This is a genomic window from Streptomyces sp. NPDC057950 (assembly GCF_042887295.1).
In the GTDB taxonomy this organism is placed as follows: Bacteria; Actinomycetota; Actinomycetes; order Streptomycetales; family Streptomycetaceae; genus Streptomyces; species Streptomyces kaempferi.
Map to the genome: position 1 here is coordinate 137,657 of NZ_JBHVPP010000013.1, position 16,903 is coordinate 154,559.

The 16,903-nt window shown below is 70.9% G+C and carries 15 protein-coding genes and 1 tRNA gene; 12 read left to right on the plus strand and 4 right to left on the minus strand.

The features are described 5' to 3' along the window. Positions 1 to 186 precede the first annotated feature (186 nt). Positions 187 to 1,719, minus strand: a complete 1,533-nt coding sequence (locus tag ACFVTC_RS22315; protein WP_390129589.1) for a potassium/proton antiporter — start codon at positions 1,717 to 1,719, stop codon at positions 187 to 189. Between the two features lie 225 nt (positions 1,720 to 1,944). On the opposite strand from ACFVTC_RS22315, the gene ACFVTC_RS22320 reads away from it, so the two are divergent. Then, positions 1,945 to 4,719: a penicillin acylase family protein gene (locus ACFVTC_RS22320; RefSeq protein WP_390129591.1), complete on the plus strand. Its 2,775-nt coding sequence runs from the start codon at positions 1,945 to 1,947 to the stop codon at positions 4,717 to 4,719. A gap of 118 nt (positions 4,720 to 4,837) precedes the next feature. On the opposite strand, the gene ACFVTC_RS22325 is transcribed toward ACFVTC_RS22320, so the two are convergent. After that, complete coding sequence (locus ACFVTC_RS22325) at positions 4,838 to 5,413, minus strand: 5-formyltetrahydrofolate cyclo-ligase (RefSeq protein ID WP_390129593.1); 576 nt, start codon at positions 5,411 to 5,413, stop codon at positions 4,838 to 4,840. Positions 5,414 to 5,545: 132 nt separating this feature from the next. Between ACFVTC_RS22325 and galU the strand changes: the two genes are divergently transcribed. From galU to ACFVTC_RS22360, 7 genes are all read left to right on the plus strand, one after another. Then, positions 5,546 to 6,457, plus strand: a complete 912-nt coding sequence (galU, locus tag ACFVTC_RS22330; RefSeq protein ID WP_168528581.1) for a UTP--glucose-1-phosphate uridylyltransferase GalU — start codon at positions 5,546 to 5,548, stop codon at positions 6,455 to 6,457. Then, on the plus strand, positions 6,454 to 7,779 hold the full coding sequence (gene glp, locus ACFVTC_RS22335) for a gephyrin-like molybdotransferase Glp (RefSeq protein ID WP_390129596.1): 1,326 nt from the start codon (positions 6,454 to 6,456) through the stop codon (positions 7,777 to 7,779). Before galU ends, glp begins: the two co-directional genes overlap by 4 nt. 95 nt (positions 7,780 to 7,874) lie before the next feature. Then, positions 7,875 to 8,354, plus strand: coding sequence for a cyclic pyranopterin monophosphate synthase MoaC (gene moaC / locus ACFVTC_RS22340; protein ID WP_390129598.1), 480 nt, complete (start codon positions 7,875 to 7,877; stop codon positions 8,352 to 8,354). Then, entirely contained in the window at positions 8,351 to 8,863 is a 513-nt protein-coding gene (locus ACFVTC_RS22345; RefSeq protein WP_390129600.1) for a molybdenum cofactor biosynthesis protein B, read from the plus strand. The genes moaC and ACFVTC_RS22345 overlap by 4 nt, the downstream gene beginning before the upstream one ends. Before the next feature lie 26 nt (positions 8,864 to 8,889). Further along, positions 8,890 to 9,498 carry a GNAT family protein gene (locus ACFVTC_RS22350; RefSeq protein WP_356274261.1) on the plus strand — a complete coding sequence of 203 codons (609 nt, stop codon included), beginning with the start codon at positions 8,890 to 8,892 and terminating at the stop codon, positions 9,496 to 9,498. Positions 9,499 to 9,729: 231 nt separating this feature from the next. Next, positions 9,730 to 10,977, plus strand: a complete 1,248-nt coding sequence (gene glpR / locus ACFVTC_RS22355; protein ID WP_390129602.1) for a gephyrin-like molybdotransferase receptor GlpR — start codon at positions 9,730 to 9,732, stop codon at positions 10,975 to 10,977. Between the two features lie 104 nt (positions 10,978 to 11,081). Next, a tRNA-Ala gene (locus ACFVTC_RS22360) sits at positions 11,082 to 11,155 on the plus strand. Between the two features lie 94 nt (positions 11,156 to 11,249). On the opposite strand, the gene ACFVTC_RS22365 is transcribed toward ACFVTC_RS22360, so the two are convergent. Continuing rightward, the gene (locus tag ACFVTC_RS22365; protein ID WP_390129603.1) at positions 11,250 to 11,735 is read right to left on the minus strand and encodes a GNAT family N-acetyltransferase; all 486 of its coding nucleotides are present in this window, start codon (positions 11,733 to 11,735) and stop codon (positions 11,250 to 11,252) included. A 58-nt stretch (positions 11,736 to 11,793) separates the two neighbouring features. On the opposite strand from ACFVTC_RS22365, the gene ACFVTC_RS22370 reads away from it, so the two are divergent. After that, the gene (locus ACFVTC_RS22370) at positions 11,794 to 12,597 is read left to right on the plus strand and encodes an exodeoxyribonuclease III (RefSeq protein ID WP_390129605.1); all 804 of its coding nucleotides are present in this window, start codon (positions 11,794 to 11,796) and stop codon (positions 12,595 to 12,597) included. A gap of 165 nt (positions 12,598 to 12,762) precedes the next feature. Here ACFVTC_RS22370 and ACFVTC_RS22375 read toward each other — a convergent pair whose 3' ends face one another. Then, positions 12,763 to 13,392: a MerR family transcriptional regulator gene (locus ACFVTC_RS22375; protein ID WP_390129801.1), complete on the minus strand. Its 630-nt coding sequence runs from the start codon at positions 13,390 to 13,392 to the stop codon at positions 12,763 to 12,765. 154 nt (positions 13,393 to 13,546) lie between these two features. Between ACFVTC_RS22375 and ACFVTC_RS22380 the strand changes: the two genes are divergently transcribed. The 3 genes from ACFVTC_RS22380 to ACFVTC_RS22390 are packed head-to-tail and all read left to right on the plus strand — an operon-like array spanning position 13,547 to position 16,868. Then, positions 13,547 to 15,073 (plus strand): flavin-containing monooxygenase, encoded by a 1,527-nt coding sequence (locus ACFVTC_RS22380; RefSeq protein WP_390129607.1) that lies wholly within the window; start codon positions 13,547 to 13,549, stop codon positions 15,071 to 15,073. After that, positions 15,070 to 15,993, plus strand: coding sequence for an alpha/beta fold hydrolase (locus ACFVTC_RS22385; RefSeq protein WP_390129610.1), 924 nt, complete (start codon positions 15,070 to 15,072; stop codon positions 15,991 to 15,993). The genes ACFVTC_RS22380 and ACFVTC_RS22385 overlap by 4 nt, the downstream gene beginning before the upstream one ends. Beyond that, positions 15,990 to 16,868 (plus strand): SDR family oxidoreductase, encoded by an 879-nt coding sequence (locus ACFVTC_RS22390; RefSeq protein ID WP_390129612.1) that lies wholly within the window; start codon positions 15,990 to 15,992, stop codon positions 16,866 to 16,868. The genes ACFVTC_RS22385 and ACFVTC_RS22390 overlap by 4 nt, the downstream gene beginning before the upstream one ends. The last annotated feature ends 35 nt before the right edge of the window (positions 16,869 to 16,903 follow it).

Below are 16,903 nucleotides of genomic sequence, written 5' to 3' on the forward strand. Positions count from 1 at the left end.
ATGCCGCGCCGCCCCCTGCAAGGGCACCGCGACCGCCATACGGTCGCGCCAGCTCTGCGTCAGGCAGAGTTGGTTCGATCAAAGTATGCCTTCATGGTACAGGGGGAGAGGTGTGCGATGCCTGTGAAAACGAGCACCACCGCACCGCTGGCCTGTGATTGCGCAAGAGGGTGGATTTCCGCCGTCTCAGCGTCCGCCGCCGCCCAGGGGGCCCAGCCAGTCCGCCAGCTTGCCGCCCTGGCCCACCGCGCGCAGCCGTCGCTCGGCCGCGTCGCGGACCGGGTCGGTGGCCACCACCAGCAGTTCGTCGCCGCGCCGCAGCACCGTCGTGGGCATCGGTACGAAGGAGGTCCCTTCGCGTACCACGAGGGTGACGGCGGCGCCCGCGGGCAGGCGCAGCTCGGCCACCTCGACGCCGTGCATGCGTGACCCCTTGGGGATCGCCACGGACAGCAGATGTCCCCGCAGCCGCTCCAGGGGTGCCGATTCGATGCCGAGGTCGGCGGGGCCCGTGGACTCGCCCAGCCGCAGCGTGCGGGCCAGCCAGGGCAGCGTGGGCCCCTGGACGAGGGTGTAGACGACGACCAGGACGAAGACGATGTTGAAGATCCGGCGGCTCTCCTCGATGCCGCTCACCATCGGAATGGTCGCCAGGATGATGGGCACGGCGCCGCGCAGCCCCGCCCAGGACATCAGCGTCTGTTCCTGCCAGGGGATGCGGAAGGGCAGCAGGGCGGCGAAGACGCTCAGGGGCCGGGCCACCACGGTCAGCGCCAGGCCGATGACGAGCGCGGGCCAGATGTCGTCGCCCATCTCGTGCGGTGTGACGAGCAGGCCGAGCAGGACGAACATGCCGATCTGGGCGATCCAGCCGAGTCCTTCGGCGAAGCCCCGGGTGGCGGGCCAGTGCGGCAGTCTGGCGTTGCCGAGCAGCATCGCGGCGAGATAGACGGCGAGGAAGCCGCTGCCGTGCGCGAGGGCGCCGGCCGCGTAGGCGGTGACGGCGATCGCCATCACGGCGATCGGGTAGAGGCCGGAGGCGGGCAGCGCGACGTGCCGCAGCCCCCAGGAGCCGAGCCAGCCGACCGCGAGCCCCATGGCCGCGCCGATCGCCAGCTCCAGGGCTATCTCTCCCACCAGCACGTACCAGTGCTCCACGGGGCCCGCCGTGCTGAACGCGACGACGAGGATGACCACCGGGGCGTCGTTGAAGCCCGACTCGGCCTCCAGGACGGCCGTCACGCGGGAGGGGAGGGGGACCTTGCGCAGCACCGAGAAGACCGCCGCGGCGTCCGTCGATGACACCACCGCGCCGATGATGAGCGCCTGCCGCCACTCCAGGTCGATCAGGAAGTGGGCGGCGGCGGCCGTGACCCCCACGCTCGCGGCCACACCGGCCACCGCCAGCGAGGCGGCGGCCGGAAGGACCGGCTTGATCTCCTTCCACTTCGTGCCGAGGCCGCCCTCGGCCAGGATCACGACGAGGGCCGCGTATCCGATGACCTGGGTCATCTCGGCGTTGCTGAAGTGGATGTCGCCGACGCCGTCCTGGCCCATGGCCATGCCGATGCCGAGGTAGACGAGCAGGCTGGGGAGCCCGCTGCGGGAGGAGATCCGAACCGCCGCCACCGCGACGAGCAGGACGAGCGAGCAGACGAGCAGGAGCTGGTTGAGGTGGTGGACAGTCAGCGGCCGTTCCCTTCTCGCCGATCCGGGCACGGGGTCCGAGCAGGTCGATCCGAACGCCGGAAGTCGGTACAGCGGTCCAAGTACTTCGTTACCTTACCTAACTCTTGACGCTTTCTTGACGCTCCTGGGGCCGAGATCAAACGCTCGGCCGTCCGGGTACCCGACTCCGCGTCAAGGCGCGGTGGGCCCTGCGCCTATGGTTGCTCCAGCACTCCAGGACCGCCTGCCGCTCGCGTTAGGACAGCAAGGACAGCGATGCCCCCGAACACCACCGCCTCTTCCGGCCAAAAGCCCGGCAAGTCCGGCAGGAAGAAGGGGCGCCGCGCCCGTCTGATCCTGATCGTCCTGGTTCTGGCCCTGATCGGGGGCGTGGCCTACGGGGGGTACTGGGGAGTCAGCACCGTCCGTGCCTCCTTCCCGCAGACCAGGGGCTCCCTCACGCTCGAAGGGCTCTCCGGGCCCGTCGACGTGAAGCGGGACGGCTACGGGATTCCCCAGATCTACGCGTCCTCGGACGCGGACCTGTTCATGGCCCAGGGCTACGTCCAGGCGCAGGACCGGTTCTACGAGATGGACGTGCGCCGGCACATGACCTCGGGCCGGCTGTCCGAGATGTTCGGCAAGGGCCAGGTCAAGAACGACGAGTTCCTGCGCACGCTGGGCTGGGACCGGGTCGCCAAGAAGGAGTACGACACCAAACTGTCGGCCTCCACGAAGAAGTACCTGCAGGCGTACGCCAAGGGAGTCAACGCCTACCTGAAGGGCAAGGACGGCAAGGACATCTCCCTGGAGTACGCGGCCCTCGGTTTCACCAACGACTACAAGCCCCAGGAGTGGACCCCGGTCGACTCGGTGGCCTGGCTCAAGGCGATGGCCTGGGACCTGCGCGGCAACATGCAGGAGGAGATCGACCGCTCCTTGATGACCAGCCGCCTTGGCCCGAAGCAGATCGCCGACCTGTACCCGGAGTACCCGTACGGCCGGAACAAGACGATCACGCAGGAGGGCGCGTACGACAGTGCCACGCAGTCGTACGCCCAGACCGGCTCGACGAGCGCCGGCACCACCGGGCAGTCGGGGACGGGCACCGGGCTGGCGGGCGACGCGACGGCGCCGGGCGGTCTGCAGAGCCAGCTCTCCAAGCTCTACGACGTCCTCGACGACGTGCCCACGGCCGTCGGGGTCAACGGCAACGGCATCGGCTCCAACTCGTGGGTCGTGTCGGGCGACCGCACCATCACCGGCAAGCCCCTGCTGGCCAACGACCCGCACCTGTCGGCCTCGCTGCCCTCGGTCTGGTACCAGATGGGCCTGCACTGCACCGCGGTCTCCAGCAAGTGCCCGTACGACGTCTCCGGCTACACCTTCGCGGGCATGCCCGGCGTGATAATCGGCCACAACCAGAACATCGCGTGGGGCATGACCAACTCCGGGGTCGACGTCACCGACCTGTACCTGGAGAAGATCACCGGCAACGGCTACCAGTACGACGGCAAGGTGCTGCCCTTCACCACCCGCAAGGAAACGATCAAGATCGCGGGCGGCGGCAGCAGGACGATCGTCGTACGCACCACCAACAACGGACCTCTGCTGTCCGACCGCGACGACGAGCTGGTCAAGGTCGGCAAGAAGGCCACCGTCGACGCCGCGGCGCCCGACCGCGGCGACGGCTACGCCATCGCGCTGCGCTGGACCGCCCTGGACCCGGGCACGTCCATGGACGCCGTTTTCGGGATGGACAAGGCGTCGGGCTGGGACGAGTTCCGCAAGGCGGCCCGGTCCTTCGAGGTGCCCTCGCAGAACCTGATCTACGCCGACGGCAAGGGCCCCAAGGGCCACATCGGCTACCAGCTGCCCGGCAAGATCCCGATCCGCCCGAAGGGCGACGACGGTTCGCTCCCCTCGCTCGGCTGGGACCCCAAGTACAGCTGGACCGGCAAATACATCAAGCCGTCCGAACTGCCCTACGAGTTCGACCCGAAGCGCGGCTACATCGTCACCGCCAACCAGGCCGTCGTCGACAAGGACAAGTACCCCTACACGCTCACCACGGACTGGGGCTACGGCGCGCGCAGCCAGCGGATCACCGATCTGATCAAGACGAAGACCGACGGCGGCGGCAAGATCTCGACCGACGACATGCGGCAGATGCAGCTGGACAACAGCAGTGAGATCGCGAGCAAGATCGTGCCCAAGCTGCTCAAGCTGGACATCGCCGACAAGAACGTCCGCGAGGCGCAGAAGCTCCTGGAGGGCTGGGACTACACCCAGGACGCCGATTCCGCGGCGGCCGCGTACTTCAACGCGGTCTGGCGCAACATCCTCAAGCTGGCCTTCGGCAACAAGCTGCCCAAGGAGCTGCGGGTCAAGGGGCAGTGCCTGTACGTCGATCCGGTCGACACCACCGGTCCCGCGGACGACGACCGCAAGGTCCTCGAGTGCGGTCAGCGCGACGCCGACCAGGCGCAGCCGGACGGCGGCGACCGCTGGTTCGAGGTGGTCCGCAAGATCATCGACGACGAGCACAACGACTGGTGGAAGGCGCCCAAGACGCGCCTCGACAAGGCGATCGACACCCGTGACGAGCTGTTCGTACGGGCCATGAAGGACGCCCGCTGGGAGCTGACCGCCAAGCTCGGCAAGGACCTCGACACCTGGAGCTGGGGCCGGCTGCACCGCCTGTTCCTGAAGAACCAGACCCTGGGCACCGAGGGCCCCGCCTTCCTGAAGTACATGCTCAACCGCGGCCCCTGGAAGCTCAGTGGCGGCGAGGCGACGGTCAACGCGACCGGCTGGAACGCCGCGGGCGGCTACGGAGTGGTCTGGGTGCCGTCGATGCGGATGGTGGTCAACCTCGACGACCTCGACAAGTCGAAGTGGATCAACCTCTCCGGAGCGTCCGGGCACGCGTACAGCGCGCACTACACCGACCAGACGGACAAGTGGGCCAAGGGTGAACTGCTGCCGTGGGCCTTCTCGCCGGAGGCGGTCGAGAAGAACACGAGCGACACCCTGGTGCTCAAGCCGTGAGGCGCTGACGCCATCCATGGAAGGGGCCCTCCACGCACGCGTGGAGGGCCCCTTCCATGTCGCACGGGGACTCCGAGCCGGGGTCGCCACGAGCCCGGCAGGGCCGCGACGGGGAACGTCACCGGAAACGCCGAACCCCCGAAGGCGTCACCACCGCGTGCACCGGGCGGTCGTGCGGCTCCCGCGGGACGTCCTCGACGACCTCGGTGTCGTACAGGAGCACCACCAGGGCCGGATCCGTCCCCGCGCGCTCCAGGCGGGCCAGTACGCGGTCGTACGAGCCGCCGCCGCGCCCCAGCCGCTGTCCGCGCCGGTCCACCGCCAGGCCGGGCAGCAGGACGGCGTCGGCCTCCTGGACGGACTCGGGGCCCAGGCGCTCGCCCGCGGGCTCCAAGAGGGTCATCCGCCCGCCGTGTTGGACGCGGGTGAGGGAGCCCTCGCCCGCGTACGCGCCCCAGTCCAGGTCGTTGTCGGCCATGAGGACCGGCAGCAGGACGCGCACACCCCGGGCGTGCAGCGCGTCCAGGAGCGCGAGGGTGCCCGGCTCGCTCCCCACGGAGACGTACGCGGCCACCGTGTGCGCGTGCGCCAGTTCCGGCAGCTCCAGCGCGCGCAGGGCCAGGGCCTCGGCGGTCTCCCGCAGGTCACCGGCTGTCAACCTGCTTCTCACCGCCAGGAATCCTCGGCGCAACATTCGCTTGTCAGGCTCGGCCTCACGTCCGGCGTGATGCACAGATCGCTCCCCGTAGTTCCTTATGTGCTCATATGAGAGCCAACTGACCGGAGCCACAGATTCTGCTCATAGGCACCGGATATGGTTACGGGCATGACTGAGTCGCACCCCAGGATCAGCAAGGCTGTCATCCCTGCAGCAGGCCTCGGCACCCGGTTCCTTCCGGCCACGAAGGCCACTCCCAAAGAGATGCTGCCGGTCGTCGACAAGCCGGCGATCCAGTACGTGGTCGAAGAGGCCGCGTCGGCGGGTCTCGACGACGTCCTGATGATCACGGGACGCAACAAGCGCCCCCTCGAGGACCACTTCGACCGCAACTACGAGCTGGAGTCGGCCCTCCAGAAGAAGGGCGACGCCGGGCGGCTCGCCAAGGTCCAGGAGTCCAGCGACCTCGCGACCATGCACTACGTGCGCCAGGGCGACCCCAAGGGTCTCGGCCACGCGGTCCTGTGCGCGGCCCCGCACGTCGGCCACGAGCCCTTCGCGGTGCTCCTCGGCGACGACCTGATCGACCCCCGCGATCCCCTGCTCGCCCGCATGGTCGAGGTCCAGGAGCAGCACGGCGGCAGCGTCATCGCGCTCATGGAGGTCGAGCCCGAGCAGATCCACCTGTACGGCTCCGCCGCCGTGGAGACCACCGGTGAGAGCGACCTGGTCAAGGTGACCGGCCTGGTCGAGAAGCCGGACCCGGCGGACGCGCCCAGCAACTACGCGATCATCGGCCGCTACGTCCTCGACCCCCACATCTTCGACATACTGCGCAAGACCGAGCCGGGCCGCGGCGGCGAGATCCAGCTCACCGACGCCCTCCAGCAGCTCGCCGCCGACGAGAAGGTCGGCGGCCCGGTGCACGGCGTCGTCTTCAAGGGCCGCCGCTATGACACCGGGGACCGCGGCGACTACCTGCGTGCCATTGTCAGACTCGCGTGCGAACGTGAAGACCTGGGCCCGGACTTCCGGACCTGGCTCCGCAGTTACGTAGCCGAGGAGATGCAGGGATCTTGAGCAGCGCCGCCGCCGCCCGCACCACCGGCCAGGACCGTCTCTGGTCGGTGGACGACCACCTGGAGGACATCCTCGCGACCGTCCGCCCCCTCGAACCCATCGAGCTGCAACTCCTCGACGCCCAGGGCTGCGTCCTGGTCGAGGACGTCACGGTGCCGGTCTCCCTGCCGCCGTTCGACAACAGCTCGATGGACGGGTACGCGGTGCGGGTCGCGGATGTCTCGGGCGCCGGCGAGGAGTATCCGGCGGTCCTCGCCGTCGTCGGCGACGTCGCGGCGGGCCGGTCCGAGCCGCCGCACGTGGGTCCGGGGCAGGCCGCGCGCATCATGACCGGCGCCCCGCTGCCACCCGGTGCCGAAGCCGTCGTCCCGGTGGAGTGGACCGACGGAGGACTCGGCGAGGGCCCGGTCTCCGGGATGCGCGCCCACAGCGCCGCCCCCGAGGGCGCCTCCGGGCAGGTGCGGGTGCACCGCCCGGCCGAAGCGCGCGCCCATGTGCGCGCGAAGGGCAGCGACGTGCGGGCGGGCGACCTCGCCCTCGCGGCGGGTACGGTCCTCGGTCCCCCGCAGATCGGCCTGCTGGCCGCGATCGGCCGCGGCACCGTCCGCGTGCGCCCCCGCCCGCGGGTGGTCGTCCTGTCCACCGGCAGCGAACTGGTCCAGCCGGGCGAGCCGTTGGACACCGGCCAGATCTACGACTCGAACAGCTTCGCCCTGTGCGCCGCCGCCCGCGACGCCGGGGCCATCGCCTACCGCGTGGGCGCGGTCGCCGACGACGCCGAGACACTCCGCTCCACCATCGAGGACCAGCTCATTCGCGCCGACCTGCTGGTCACCACCGGTGGCGTGAGCGTCGGCGCGTACGACGTCGTCAAGGAGGCCCTGTCCTCGGTGGGCGACGAGGACGAGGCCGGTGCCGGTGTCGACTTCCGCAAACTCGCCATGCAACCCGGCAAGCCCCAGGGCTTCGGCTCCATCGGCCCCGACCACACCCCGCTGCTCGCCCTGCCGGGCAACCCCGTGTCGTCGTACGTCTCCTTCGAACTGTTCGTCCGCCCCGCGATCCGCACGCTCATGGGTGTGGACGACGTCCACCGCCCCACCGCCAGAGCGACCCTGGAGACGGAGAAGGCGCTGACCTCGCCCCCGGGGCGCCGTCAGTTCCTGCGCGGAACCTACGAGGACGGCAGGGTGACACCCGTCGGCGGCGCCGGATCCCACCTGGTCGCGGCCCTCGCGCACGCCGACGCCCTGATCGTCGTGCCCGAGGACACCACCTCGGTCGAGCCGGGCACCGAGGTCGAAGTGGTCCTGCTGGGCTGACCGGCCGCGGCCCGGGAGGGTCCTGCCCGGCTGCCCGCCCCGAGTTGGCGGTACCGTGTCGCGCACAACAGGCCCGACCGGGAGCGCTGCCGCACATGAGTACGCAGGACCGACTGACCCACATCGACGCGGCGGGTGCCGCCCGCATGGTCGACGTCTCCGGGAAGGACGTGACCGCGCGCACCGCCCGCGCCAGCGGCCGTGTCCTGGTCTCCCCCCGTGTGGTCGAACTGCTGCGCGGCGGGGGAGTGCCCAAGGGCGACGCCCTGGCCACCGCGCGCATCGCCGGCATCATGGGCGCCAAGCGCACCCCGGACCTCATCCCGCTGTGCCACCCGTTGTCGGTGTCGGGCGTCAAGGTCGACCTGTCGGTCGCGGACGACGCCGTGGAGATCCTCGCCACCGTGAAGACCACCGACCGCACGGGCGTCGAGATGGAGGCCCTCACCGCGGTCAGCGTGGCGGCCCTGACCGTGATCGACATGGTCAAGGCGGTCGACAAGGGGGCGGTCATCACGGACGTACGGGTCGAGGAGAAGACAGGCGGCAAGTCGGGCGACTGGAGCCGGTCATGACGTCACCGTCGTACCGCGCCCTCGTGGTCACCGCCTCCAACCGGGCCGCCGCGGGTGTCTACGCGGACCGGGGCGGGCCCCTGATCGCCGAGGGGCTCTCGTCGTACGGCTTCACCGTCGACGGCCCCCGGGTCGTGCCCGACGGCGACCCCGTGGAGGCGGCGCTGCGGGCCGGCGTCGAGGCCGGTTACGACGTCATCGTGACCACCGGTGGCACGGGGATCTCGCCCACCGACCGGACGCCCGAGGCGACCCGGCGCGTAGTGGATCACGAGGTGCCGGGCATTCCTGAGGCGATCAGGGCGTTCGGCAGAGAGAAGGTCGCGACGGCGGCGCTGTCCCGTGGGCTCGCCGGAGTCGCGGGACGGACGCTGATCGTCAACCTGCCGGGTTCCACCGGCGGGGTGAAGGACGGTCTGGCCGTCCTCGAGCCCTTGTTGGTCCACGCCGTGGAGCAGATCCGCGGCGGCGACCACCCCAGACCCAGCGGCAGTGGGGGTGTGAGCTGAACAGCCCGTCCTGGCCCGTCGAGCTGGTGGACGGCGATGTCGTCCTCCGGCCGATAAAGGTGCGCGACCAGCGGGCCTGGCGTGAGGTGAACCGGCGCAACCGCGACTGGCTGCGGCCCTGGGAGGCGACCATTCCGCCCCCCACGCCCAGCGGGCCGATAGCGCACCGGCCGACCTACCGGCAGATGGTCCGCCATCTGCGCGCCGAGGCGAACGCGGGCCGGATGCTGCCCTTCGTGATCGAGTACCAGGGCCGTCTGGTGGGGCAGCTGACCGTCGCCGGGATCACCTGGGGCTCGATGTGCTCGGGGCACGTCGGCTACTGGGTGGACCAGTCGGTGGCGGGGCGCGGTGTGATGCCGACGGCCGTGGCGCTGGTGACCGACCACTGCTTCCGCACGGTCGGGCTGCACCGTATCGAGGTCTGCATTCGCCCGGAGAACGGTCCCAGCCGCCGCGTCGTGGAGAAACTCGGATTCCGTGAGGAAGGGCTCCGGCCGCGTTATCTCCACATCGACGGGGCCTGGCGGGACCATCTCGTCTTCGCGCTCACCGCGGAAGAGGTGCCCGAAGGGCTTCTCGGCCGCTGGCAGCGGGCACGCTCTCAGAACCGGAGCAGGCCGAGCACTCAGTAAATGAAATGCGTGTTCGAAATTGATCGGTCGGCGATCACCTCGGGGCCATCTCGGGGTGATCTCGGTGTCTCTCAGTGTCACTCGGAGTCGTCCCACGGCGATAAATTCACGGGTCTCGGCGGCCTGCTGATCGCATCGGTCACAAAAAAAGCTCGAAATATCAGCCAGATCGTGCGACACACCGGCTCAATTGGCAGATGGCCTCACGCAAACCCCTCTACCGTGTGAGGCGTGAGCAGCAGCGGCCTCATCTACGCAGTCATCGTCGGGGCCTGGGCCGCCTACTTGGTGCCGATGTGGCTCCGTAGGCAGGACGAGCTGAACGAAGCCCGTCCGACGGAACGCTTCAGCACCGCCATCCGGCTGCTGTCCGGACGGGCGGGGATGGAGCGCCGGTACGCCAAGGACCTGCGGGCGCGCTCCACCGAAGAGGGGGAGCCCAGCGCCGACCCGGGCGACGTCACCGATTCGGTGGACGTCCGGGCCTTCGCCATGCCTCCGGCCCGGGAACACACCAAGGCCCAACTCCCGCAGCCCGCCGAGCCTGAGCCCCAGCAGGCACCGCAGCCGGCCGCCCGGCACGGTGCCCCGCAGGGCTCCGCGGCGACCGCCAGAGCGGTACCGCAGCAGCCGGCGCACACCGAACCCCTGCCCTCGGCGTCGTCGGCATCGGGCGCGTCCGCGGCCTCGCGGATCTCCGCCGAACGGCGGGTCTCCGCGGCGGAGGCCGCAGCGCGCGCCCGGCGCTCGAAGGTGCTCGCGCGCCGACGGCGTACGACCGTCATGCTCTTCCTCGCCTTCACCTGCGGCGCGATCGTGGCGGCCGTCGGGGGACTCGCGTTCCTTTGGGCCCCTGGTGTACCCGCCGTGATGCTGAGCGCCTACATCGTCTATCTGCGGGCCCAGGAGCGGCGGCGCTTCACCTACGTCATGGACCGCCGCCGGGCCGAGGTCGCGGCGCAGCGGCTGCGCGAGCGGCAGCCGCGCCGCCGCGCCGGCCTCGACGCGGGTGTCGAGGACCAGGACGAGGTCCCCGAGCCGGAGACCGACCCCGGTCTTTCCGCGCTCGCGGCCGACCGCCGTGCCCTCGTCGAGCAGACCGACCACGCCGAGTGGGTCGACCAGCAGCGGGAGCGCCGGCGGGGCCCCGGCCGGGGTGACAGCTGGGACCCGGTGCCGGTACCGCTGCCGACGTACGTGACCGCGCCCGTGGCGCCGCGGGCCACCTCCAGCGTCGACCTGGGCGCGCCGGACACGTGGAGCTCCGCGCGCTCCAGTGCGGTCGAACCGGCCGAGCCGGAGGCGGAGCCGGCGGAGGAGGGCGGCCCGGCCGAGGCCGCCGAAGGGACCGAGGCCGACTGCGACGGTCGCAGCGACGCCCGGCGCGCCGCGTCCGCCCGGCGGGCCCGCGAGCGCGGCCGCACCCCGCTGTTCGATCAGTACGAGGACGGCGAACGGCCGCGCGCGGCCAACGAGTGACCCCGCGCGGGCCGCACGACCGCCTGTTCGGGAGCCCCGGCTGACCAGCCAGGAACGGATTTCCAAGCACCCGGATCGGGATGCTAGAGTTTCACTCGTTGCAAGGGCCTGTGGCGCAGTCTGGTAGCGCACCTCGTTCGCATCGAGGGGGTCTGGGGTTCAAATCCCCACAGGTCCACCGCAATTCAGAAGCCCCGCCGGATTCGTCCGGCGGGGCTTCTGCATGTTCCGGATGTTCCGGATGGTCTGGCGTGAGAATCGGTGCGCCCGGCTCAGGACGCGGACAGCGGCTTGGCGAAGCACATGCTCAAGTCGTGGAATCGGTAGTGGCCGAACTTGACGCAGGGCGCGAATCCGCTGGAGGTGTAGAGGGCGACCGCCTCGGGCTGCTTGGCGCCGGTCTCCAGGACCATACGGGTGCGGCCGGCCGCACGGGCGTCGTCCTCCAGGGCGGCCAGGATGCGGCGGGCGAGGCCGAGACCGCGGGCCTCCGGGACGACGTACATGCGCTTGAGCTCGGCGTCGCCGTCCGTGTACCCCTCGTCGTTCTCGTCCTGGGTGCGCCAGCCGCCCGTCGCGACCGGGCGGTCCCGCTCGTCGTACGCGAGGAGGTACAGGCCGAGCGGCGGCCGGAACATCGCCGCGTCCAGCGGTGTGACATCGCCCTCGTCCCCGTAGCGCTCGGCGTATTCGGCCTGCACCTGGTCGTTGAGCTTGACGGCGTCGGGGTGGTCGAAGGAGACCGGGCGGATATGCATGCCGAATATCGTACATGTATGCATGCGTGGAGTGGACCGGATTAAGTATCGTGCCCGGGTGCTGACTGTCACCTCTGTGAATGTGAACGGGCTCCGGGCCGCCGCGAAGAAGGGTTTCGTGGAGTGGCTCGCGGAGACCTCCGCCGACGTCCTGTGCCTCCAAGAGGTACGTGCCGAGCCCGGACAGCTGCCCGAGGAGGTGCGGGCGCCCGAAGGCTGGCACGTCGTGCACGCTCCGGCCGCCGCCAAGGGCCGCGCCGGCGTCTCCCTGTACACCCGCCGCGAGCCCGACCGCGTCCAGGTCGGATTCGGCTCCGAGGAGTTCGACACCGCCGGACGGTATGTCGAGGTGGACCTCCCGGGCGTCACCGTCGCCAGCCTCTACCTGCCCTCCGGGGAGGTCGGCACCGAGCGGCAGGACGAGAAGATGCGGTTCATGGGTGAGTTCCTCGCCCATCTGAAGGCCCTGCGCGAGCGGGCGGCCGCCGATGGGCGCGAGGTCGTGGTGTGCGGCGACTGGAACATCGCGCACCAGGAGGCCGACCTCAAGAACTGGCGGGCGAACAAGAAGAACTCCGGCTTCCTGCCCGAGGAGCGCGAGTGGCTGGGCCGGGTCCTCGACGCGGCCGACGGCGGATACGTCGACGTCGTACGCGCCCTGCACCCGGACACGGAGGGACCGTACTCGTGGTGGTCCTACCGGGGGCGGGCCTTCGACAACGATTCGGGCTGGCGGATCGACCTGGTCGTCGCGACTCCTGGGCTCGCGCGGCGCGCGGTCAAGGGGTTCGTGGAGCGTGCCGCCACTCATGGGGAGCGGTGGTCGGACCACGCGCCCGTCACGGTTGTCTTCGACAAGTGATCCGACCCGAGATCCGACCCGAGATCTGCCCCGAGATATCGCCCGACCTGATCCGGCCCGACCCGACCCGCGTGGGTCGGGTCAGGCCGGATGGCGAGGTCGGATGGCAGGGTCGGAGGGTCCGACGGCCCGGCGTGCGGTCGAGCGGCTCGGCGCGGCGGGCGGTCAGGGTTTCGGGCGGCGGCTGAGCCGGCGGTCCAGCGCCATCGACAGTTCCGCCTCCACCACGCTCTTCGCCAGGGGACGCAGGCGGGTCAGGTCGTCCGCCGTGCGGTTCTCGGTGAGGACGAGGGTGGTGAACAGGTCGGCGAGCGCCTCGGCGTGGTCGCGGACGCCGCGGGCCGCGGTGAGGACGTCGGCGAGCGGGATGCCCTCGCGGACCAGGGCCGCCGACACGTCGAGCAGGCGGCGGCTGATGTGCACGATCTCGCCGCCGTCCGTGCCGAGGTAGCCGAGGTCGAGGGCGGCGGCGAGGTTCTCCGGGGTCGCCTGGCCCGCGAAGACGTCGGCCAGTGCCTCGGGGGAGAGGCGGACCGGGGTCTCCTCGGTGGGCTCGCCGAGCCCGAGCAGTTCGCCCACGTCGCGGCCGTGGTCGAAGGCCTCGGCCAGTTCCGCGATGCCGCTGAGCGTGTGGCCGCGTTCCAGCAGCGCCGAGATCGTGCGCAGACGGGCCAGGTGCGTGTCGTCGTACCAGGCGATCCGGCCCTCGCGGCGGGGCGGCGGTATCAGCTTGCGCTCCCGGTAGAAGCGCAGGGTGCGCACCGTGATGCCGGCTGCCTCGGCCAGCTCCTCCATCCGGTACTCACGCTTCTCCGCCACAGGCGCACCTTACGTCGTACCCCCGGTAACTTTCCCGGTCGCGACCCCTACCCATCAGTACGGAGCTGCTCTACGCTCCCCATTGCGCCAGTGTTCACTGGCGGGGTCGTGCGGCTAGGGAGGCGTCGGGATGACCGAGCACGAACATGTACGCGTGGCGGTGGTCGGGTCCGGGTTCGGAGGCCTGGGGGCGGCGGTGCGGCTGCGCCGCGAAGGGGTCACCGACTTCGTCGTCCTGGAACGGGCCGGCGGCGTGGGCGGCACCTGGCGGGACAACAGCTACCCCGGGTGCGCCTGCGACGTACCGTCCCACCTGTACTCGTTCTCGTTCGCGCCGAACCCCGACTGGCCCCGCACCTTCTCCGGGCAGGAGCACATCCGCGCCTACCTGGAGCACGTCACCGACGTCTTCGGGCTGCGCCCCCACCTCCGCTTCGACTCCGAGGTGAAGCGGATGACGTGGGACGGAGAGAAGCTGCGGTGGGACATCGAGACCAGCAGCGGCTCGCTCAGCGCCGACTTCGTCGTGTCCGCCACCGGACCGCTGTCCGATCCCAAGATCCCGGACATCCGGGGCATCGACACCTTCCCCGGCAAGGTCTTCCACTCGGCCCGCTGGGACCACGACTACGACCTGCGCGGCAAGCGCGTGGCGATGATCGGGACCGGCGCCTCGGCCATCCAGATCGTGCCGGCCGTCCAGCCCGAGGTCGCGCGCCTCACTCTCTTCCAGCGCACCCCGCCCTGGGTGATGCCCCGCGTCGACCGCGCCATCAGCGGCCTCGAACGCGGACTGCACCGCGTGCTCCCGTTCACCGCCCAGGCCCGTCGTGGACTCCTGTGGGGCATCCGGGAGCTGCAGGTCCAGGCGTTCACCAAACGGCCCGACGAACTGGGCCTGATCGAGCGGCTGGCCAAGCGCAACATGGCGCGGGCCGTCAAGGACCCGGCACTGCGCGCGAAGCTGACGCCGGACTACCGGATCGGCTGCAAGCGGATCCTGCTCTCCAACGCCTACTACCCCGCGCTCACCCGGCCCAACGTGGACGTGGTGGCCTCCGGGCTCGACCGGATCGAGGGGTCCACCCTCGTCGCCGCCGACGGCAGCACGGCCGAGGCGGACGCGATCATCTTCGGTACGGGCTTCCACGTCACGGACATGCCGATCGCCGACCGGGTGGTGGGCGCGGAGGGCAGGACACTCGCCGAGGCGTGGAAGGGCGGGATGAGCGCCCTGCGCGGCGCCTCCGCGGCCGGGTTCCCCAACTGGATGACGGTCATCGGGCCCAACACGGGTCTCGGGAACTCCAGCATGATCCTGATGATCGAGTCCCAGCTGAACTACATGGCGGACTACGTACGGCAGTTGGGCGTGCTCGGCGGCCGGGTGGCCCTCGACGCACGGCCCGGCGCGGTGGCGGACTGGAACCAGAAGGTCCAGGAGCGGATGAAGCGCACGGTGTGGAACACCGGCGGCTGCACCAGTTGGTACCTCGACGCGCAGGGCCGCAACACGACGGTGTGGCCGGGCACGACGACCGAATTCCGCACGGCCACCCGCCGACTGGACCTGGGGGAGTACGAGGTGCTGCGGGCTCCGGGGGCACTGCGGGGCGGGCAGCCGGGGAGCCCGGCGAAGGCGGAGGCCGGGGCGTGAGCCGACTGACGCACGTGACGAGCGGCCCCTACGCGCCGCCCGCCCCCGCGCGCGAACTGACCGCGGTCTCCGCCGACGGCGCCCGGCTGCACGTCGAGGTGCACGGACCCGTGGACGTCGCCGTGCCCATCGTCGTCCTCGCGCACGGGTGGACCTGCTCGACCGCCTTCTGGGCGGCGCAGATACGGGACCTCGCCGCCGACCACCGGGTGATCGCGTACGACCAGCGCGGACACGGGCGCAGCCCCGCGAGCGACGCGTGCGGCACGGACGCGCTCGCCGACGATCTGGAGGCCGTGCTCGCGGCCACCCTCGGGCCGGGTGAGAAGGCCGTGCTGGTGGGGCATTCCATGGGTGGGATGACGCTGATGGCGGCCTCGTCGAGGCCGCGCTTCCGGGAGCACGCGGCGGCGGTTCTGCTGTGCAGCACGGGCAGTTCGCGGCTGGTGGCCGAGGCGCGCGTGCTGCCGCTGCCCGCCGGGCGGCTGCGCACCGGTGTCACCAAACGGGTCCTCGGGTCGCGGGCGCCGCTCGGGCCCGTCACGCCGGCCGCCCGCAGGATCCTCAAGTACGCGACCATGGGCCCCGGTTCGTCGCCGGGGATGGTCGAGGCGTGTGCGCGGATCGTGCACGCCTGTCCACGCGCGGTGCGGCACGCCTGGTCGCAGGTGCTCGACCTGCTCGACCTCGACCACGGGGTGCGGGAGTTGGCCGTGCCGACGGCGGTGGTGGCGGGGACGGCGGACCGGCTGACGCCCCTGGTGCACGCGCGCGCCCTGGTCGCGGCGCTGCCGAACTGCGTCGGCCTCACCGAGCTGACCGGACTGGGACACATGACACCCGTGGAGGCGCCGGACGTGGTGACCGCACGGATACGCGAACTCGTCGGCGACTACGCACAGATCAAGGAGGGCGCATGAGCAGGGTGAGCCTGGAGGGACAGGTCGCGGTCGTCACGGGGGCCGCGCGGGGCGTCGGTGAACTTCTCGCCCGCAAGCTGTCCGCGCGGGGCGCCAAGGTCGCGCTCGTGGGTCTGGAGCCGGACGCGCTCAAGCAGGTCTCGGAGCGGCTGCTCGGCGAGAGCGACCACTGGTACGCCGACGTCACCGACCACGAGGCGATGGCCCGGGTCGCGGGCGAGGTGAAGGAACGGTTCGGGAAGGTGGACATCGTCGTCGCCAACGCCGGTGTGGCCAACGGCGGTCCGTTCGTGGACTCCGATCCCCTCGCCTGGCGCCGGGTCATCGAGGTCAACCTCATCGGTTCGGCGGTCACCGCCCGCGCGTTCCTGCCCGTACTCATGGAGAGCCGGGGGTACTTGCTGCAGATCGCGTCGCTCGCGGCGATCACGCCGGCGCCCATGATGACCGCGTACTGCGCCTCCAAGTCGGGTGTGGAGGCGTACGCGCACAGCCTGCGTGCCGAGGTCGGTCACAAGGGCGTGCGCGTCGGCGTCGGGTACCTGTCCTGGACCGACACCGACATGGTGCGCGGGGCCGACCAGGACGACGTGATGCGCGAGCTGCGGCAGCGGCTGCCCTGGCCGTCCAACAAGACCTATCCCCTCGGACCGGCCGTCGACCGCGTCGTCGCCGGGATCGAGCGGCGGTCGAGCCATGTGTACGCGCAGTGGTGGCTGCGCGGGATGCAGGGCGTCCGCGGCTACCTGCCCGGAGTCATCGCGGCGGTGGGGCAACGGGAGATGCGGCGGTTCGAACCGCGGCTCGGGAATGTCGGCAAGGGGCTCGTGGGGGCCGGAGGGGCGGCCGACGACAGGCGAGGAGAGGGCGTCTGACCATGGGTTATTCCGCCTCTCTCACTGTGAGTTAC